This window comes from Kitasatospora putterlickiae (genome assembly GCF_039527695.1).
Lineage (GTDB): Bacteria > Actinomycetota > Actinomycetes > Streptomycetales > Streptomycetaceae > Kitasatospora > Kitasatospora putterlickiae.
The window spans coordinates 21,426-26,275 of the sequence record NZ_BAAAKJ010000018.1 but is presented as its reverse complement, the minus strand read 5'-3'; the positions used below and the strand labels follow the sequence as shown (position 1 = coordinate 26,275).

The window sequence follows — 4,850 nt, the reverse complement described above, 5'->3', positions numbered from 1 at the left end:
CCGGTCGGCCTGGGCGCGCAGCTCGGCGATCGCGGCCTCGGCCTCGGCGAGGTTGACCGCTGTGCGCGGCTCCCAGTAGCCGTCCGCGAGAGCCCCGAACAGTGCCCCGGCCCGCTCGAACGCCTCCCGTGCCTCCGTGAGCCCGCGTCGGCGCAGCCACAACAGCCCGATCCCGTTGAGCGTCAGGGCCTCCCCCGCCGGATCGTCGAGCTCGCGGCGGATCGCCAGTGCGGCCCCGTACTGGTCGACCGCCCGATCGAGGCGGCCGGACTGCGTGTACGCCATGCCGAGGCTCTCGTGCAGTTCCGCCTGCGCGTGCCGGTCCCCGTCGCGGCGGGCCGCGTCCAGACCGAGGCGCGAGGTCTCGAACCAGTCCTGGAAGGGATTGCGCACCATGTAGAAGGCGCGGAGGACGATCGCCAGCCGGTGGACGTACCCGTCCAGTCCCAGCGCGGCCGCCGCCCGGACGGCGGCCGCGAGGTTCTCCCGTTCCGCCTCGAACCACCGCATCGCGGTGGCTTCGTCGTCGAAGGCCGTCGGCTCCACGTCCGGATCGAGGGGTTCCAGCGCTACTCGGGGCTCGTGGGGCGCGGTTCGGGCCTGGGCCGCGTCCGCCGTGTGCAGGTACCAGGCGAGTATCCGCAGGACGGCGCGCTCGCTCTCCTGCGGCTCCTGCTCACCGCGCGCCTGGTCCACGGCGTAGGCCCGCAGCAGGTCGTGGAAGCGGAAGCGGTCCGCGGCGGTCTGTTCGACCATGTGGGTCGCGACGAGTCCGTCCAGGAGGCGGCGGGCCTGCCTGGCACCGGTCGCGACGAGTGCGGCGGCGGCCGCGGTGCTGAACTCCCCGGTGGGGTGGAGGCCCAGCATGCGGAACAGCCGTGCGGCGTCGGCCGACAGAGCGCGGTAGGACCAGGCGAAGACGGAGCGGACGGCGTCGGACTCCTCCTCGTCCTCGCTGGAGAGCGCGTCCCAGAGGCTGGATTCGTCGCGTAGGTCCTGGATCAGGTCGTTCAGGAGCATCCGCGGCCGACCGGCGGCGCGTTCGGCGGCGATACGCAGGGCCAGGGGCAGGCGCGCACAGAGCCGGGCCAGTTGCACGAGCTCGGCGGGGTCGTCCTCGCTGCGGAAGTCCGAGGTCACCGCGCGCAGGAGCTCGACGGCGTCGTGCTCCGCGAGCACCTCCAGGGTCAGGTGCCGAGCGCCCTCCCGCACGCCGAGGCCGGAGAGGCGGTGGCGGCTGGTCACCACGACCAGGCAGCCGGGGGCGCCGGGCAGCAGCGGGCGGACCTGCGCCGCGCGGGAGGCGTTGTCGAGCACGATCAGCATCCGCCGGCCGGCGAGCAGCGAGCGGTAGGTGGACGCCAGCGCTTCGAGGTCGGTGGGGATCGCCGCGGCGGGCACGTCGAGGGCGCGCAGGAAGCGTTCGAGCACCTGGGCGGGGGCGGTGGGCTCCTGCGGGTCGTAGCCGTGCAGATTCGCGTACAGCTGGCCACCCGGGAACTGCTCGCGGACGGCGTGTGCCCAGTGCAGGGCGAGGGAGGTCTTGCCGACACCGGCCGTGCCGGTGAGCACCAGGATCCGCGGCCCGCGCGGGTGCTCGGCCAGCAGGTGGTCCATGGTCTCCCGCTCGGCCGAGCGGTTGACGAAGCCGCGGACGTCCGTGGGCAACTGCCACGGGACGGTTTCGCCTCGCCCGGTGGGTGGTGGCGGTGGCGGAGCGGCGTGGATGTGCACGGGTCCTTGGATGTCGCGAACCTACACGAGGTTGTCAGCCGAACCGGGCATGGGCGCGGACGAGTTACTGTGGCCCGCCCGGCACGTCACGGGTCGCCCGCATCACGGCTCAGAGCTCCGCCCCGGCGCGTGCCGGTCGCAGGCCCTCTGCCTCGCGGGCCATGAAGTCGGCGATGTCCTCGCCCTGGGCGTAGAGGTCGGCGATGAACCCCACGACCCGCTCGCGGACGGCGCGACCCGTGTAGCGGGTCGCGCCGGCGAGGATGCCGGTCGCGTCGTAGGTGATGTCGTAGACGGTGTCCGGGCCCAGGGTGACGAGCTCCGGGAGCGGCCCGTGCTGTTCGTGCGGGGCGACGAGGTCGGGGCCGACGATGCGGATCAGTTCGCCGCACTCGGCCCGCAGCCGCAGCAGGTGGAGTTCCCAGGCGAGGTAGGGGGTGACCGGGAGCTCGACGACGCGGACGCGCAGCAGGCGGGTGGCGTGGTCGGCGGCCGTGCGGGCGAGTTGGAGCAGGTCGTCGCGCATGGCGTCGATCAGGTGGAGGGACCGCGCCCAGTCCCCCTCGGTGTAGGCGCGCCAGCTGGGGTCCTCGGGTTCCTGGAAGTCCTGGCGGCGTTCGAGCTTCCACGAGTCGTAGCCGTCGACCGCGAAGTCGCGGCGGCGGAAGTCGGCGCGGTATTCGTCGAGGGGTAGCCGGTCGCCGGGTGGGGGGCTGAGGAGGTCACGCATCCGGGAGGTCGGCCTTCGCGGAGAGGAGGGTGGCTCGGGGGATGACCACCAGGCGCTCGCCCTCGCCGACGGTGACGTCGTACGGGAGGCCGGTTCGGTAGGCGGCGGTCAGGTCGCGGCCGATGACGGCGATGTCGCCGTTGTCGAGTTCCCAGATGTCGGGGCAGCCGTCCCGGCCTCCGGTGGTGCCCAGTTCCGTCGGCGGTTTGCCGAGGCGCCGGGTCAGAGCGGCGTCGGGGTCGGCGTCCCACGGCTGGCTCATCGTGTCCCCCGGAGGTCCGGTGAGTAGTCGGCTACTCACCGTACGGACTTGGCTGACGCATCGTCAACGGCGAGCGTGAAAACCGGGATGCCCCGGGGCGATGCCGGACGGCATGGGCGAGACCTATCAGGAGGCGTGCGCCCGGCTCGGGGTCGAGGCCCGGCCTGAGGGGGTGGGCCCTGTGGAACACGTGGGGTGAAGGGAAGGTCCAGGTGACGATGGTCGTCTCCGCGGTCGACACCACCGAGGGTCTGGTCGCGAACTGGTCGCGGGGCAAGTCCTACTATCCGGTCACGCCCTTGCCTTCGCAGATCGCGCTCGTCCATCACGGCTGGGCCGCTCATATGATCTTCTCCCCGTTCGGGGTGAAGAAGCTGGGCCTCGGCGGCCGGTCGTGACAGCACCTCGCTTCCCTGCCACTCTCGGCGGATGACTCCCACCTTGTTCCTGATGGTCGGCCTGCCAGGGGCCGGAAAGACCACGAGGGCCCGGCGGCTCGCCGCGGAGCACGGCGCGTTGCGCCTGACGTCCGACGACTGGATGATCCCCCTGTTCGACCAGGTGGAGGCGGACGGGAAGCGCGACGTGCTGGAAGGACGCATGCTCTGGCTCGCCCTGGAGGCGGTCCGGCTGGGCACCAACGTCGTCCTGGACTACGGCTGCTGGGCGCGGGACGAACGGTCCGCGATCCGCCGGCTGGTGGAAGCCGACGGCGCGTGCTTCCGCATGGTCTACCTGCCCGTGGACGACGAGACCCAACGCGCCCGAATCGCCCATCGCTGGGCGACCACCCCCGAGGAGACGTTGCCCCTGTCCGAGGACGACCTCCTGTACGGGCGGGCGCTGTTCGAGGAGCCCGACGCGGCGGAGCTGGCGGGTCTCGGCACCGCCGACCCGCCGACCGGCTGGGCGAGCTGGCGGGAGTGGGCCGCCGACCGGTGGCCGTCGTTCGTGTGAGCGGTCAGTTGAGGATGATCGGATTGGTGAGCGCGGCCACGTCCCCGTGGGGTCGGCGGACTCGGCGGTCCAGTTGCGGCCCGCGCGGATTCCGGCCAGGACCGCCGCTGTGCTCAGCTCCCCGCTGAAGACCACCGTGTGGGGGTCCCGACCTGCCCCTCCAGTGGGTGTCGCTGTTGCCCATCGCCGGCCGCCACGAGCCCGTGCGGATGTCCGCCGCGAGGCTCCGCCTCGTCGGCGGCCAGGTGCCCCCCTGCGCCAGGGGCCCTCGGCCGGGACGGCTACCGGAACGGGGTGCCCTGCCCGCCCGATGGGTCGACAGGACTTCGAGGGGAGGGCCCCTTGCCGGGAGCCGCTCATCGGCGGTGGGCGTGGGAGGGTGGGGCTGCGGTTGATCGCGACGGCCGGAGTGGCTCAGGCGGTCGAGAACTGGGCGATGTACTCGGCGAACGGTGGGATACCGACCTCTTCACGGCGCTCGTCCATGCGCTCGGGATCCTCGCAGGGCCACGGGATGGGCGAGCCGTCCTTCACGCCGGCGATCTGGGTGCCGCAGATCTGCTTCCGCCCTTCGTTCACCAGCGTGCGATCCCGCAGGAAGGCGTGATCGCGCGGGCTCGCGGCACCGTTGGCCACGGCCCGCTCCATCAGCCGCAGCGCGCGCCGCTGGACGTCGAGCTGCCGGTCGGCGTGCTGCGCGATCAGCCACGCGGCCCGGGCCGCGTCGTCGCCGACCAGTTGAGCGGTCGGCCATCCGTGCGCGTCCATGATCTCGCTGAGACGGTCCGCGTGCCGCGCGGTCAGTCGACGCCACGCCAACTGCTCCGCCGGGTCATCGCTGTTCGCCTTGCGCACGGCCTGGTGATCCGCCGCGGCCATCACGTTGAGCTCTGCGGCCACTGCGGCAAGGTCGGATGCCATCCCCACTCCAAGTCAGATGGAGGTTCCCCCTGGTCATCCGGAACTTTAAGGGTGCAAAACGCGACAAAACATCCTCCCGGAGGACGGTGACAGGCACCTCCGGAGATTGGGATACTTGATCTATCCACGGAGCCAGAGTCGGATCGACGCAACGGCGACGGACCTGTGTGGTCGTCGAAGTGGGTGATCCGGACGGTCGCGATGACGCCGAGGAAGACGGTTGCGAAGGCGAGCGCGAGGAGCACG

Annotated in this window: 5 protein-coding genes and 1 pseudogene; 2 read left to right on the top strand and 4 right to left on the bottom strand. The window is 72.0% G+C overall.

What is annotated here, in order from left to right; genetic code table 11:
- The 3 genes from ABD308_RS01990 to ABD308_RS01980 form a co-directional block, all read right to left on the bottom strand.
- A partial coding sequence (locus ABD308_RS01990) for an ATP-binding protein (RefSeq protein WP_344324497.1) occupies positions 1-1,668 on the bottom strand: 1,668 nt, incomplete at its 3' end.
- 175 nt (positions 1,669-1,843) lie between these two features.
- On the bottom strand, positions 1,844-2,464 hold the full coding sequence (locus ABD308_RS01985) for a DUF6879 family protein (protein WP_344324494.1): 621 nt from the start codon (positions 2,462-2,464) through the stop codon (positions 1,844-1,846).
- Positions 2,457-2,726, bottom strand: a complete 270-nt coding sequence (locus tag ABD308_RS01980) for a hypothetical protein (protein ID WP_344324491.1) — start codon at positions 2,724-2,726, stop codon at positions 2,457-2,459. The genes ABD308_RS01985 and ABD308_RS01980 overlap by 8 nt, the downstream gene beginning before the upstream one ends.
- Positions 2,727-2,938: 212 nt before the next feature.
- Between ABD308_RS01980 and ABD308_RS01975 the strand changes: the two genes are divergently transcribed.
- The gene (locus ABD308_RS01975) at positions 2,939-3,124 is read left to right on the top strand and encodes a hypothetical protein (RefSeq protein ID WP_344324488.1); all 186 of its coding nucleotides are present in this window, start codon (positions 2,939-2,941) and stop codon (positions 3,122-3,124) included.
- Between the two features lie 28 nt (positions 3,125-3,152).
- Positions 3,153-3,683: pseudogene (locus tag ABD308_RS01970) on the top strand (P-loop nucleotide/nucleoside kinase family protein); the annotation flags it as partial.
- A 414-nt stretch (positions 3,684-4,097) separates the two neighbouring features.
- Here the strand turns inward: ABD308_RS01970 and ABD308_RS01965 are convergent.
- The gene (locus tag ABD308_RS01965) at positions 4,098-4,604 is read right to left on the bottom strand and encodes a DUF6624 domain-containing protein (RefSeq protein WP_344324485.1); all 507 of its coding nucleotides are present in this window, start codon (positions 4,602-4,604) and stop codon (positions 4,098-4,100) included.
- Positions 4,605-4,850 lie beyond the last annotated feature (246 nt).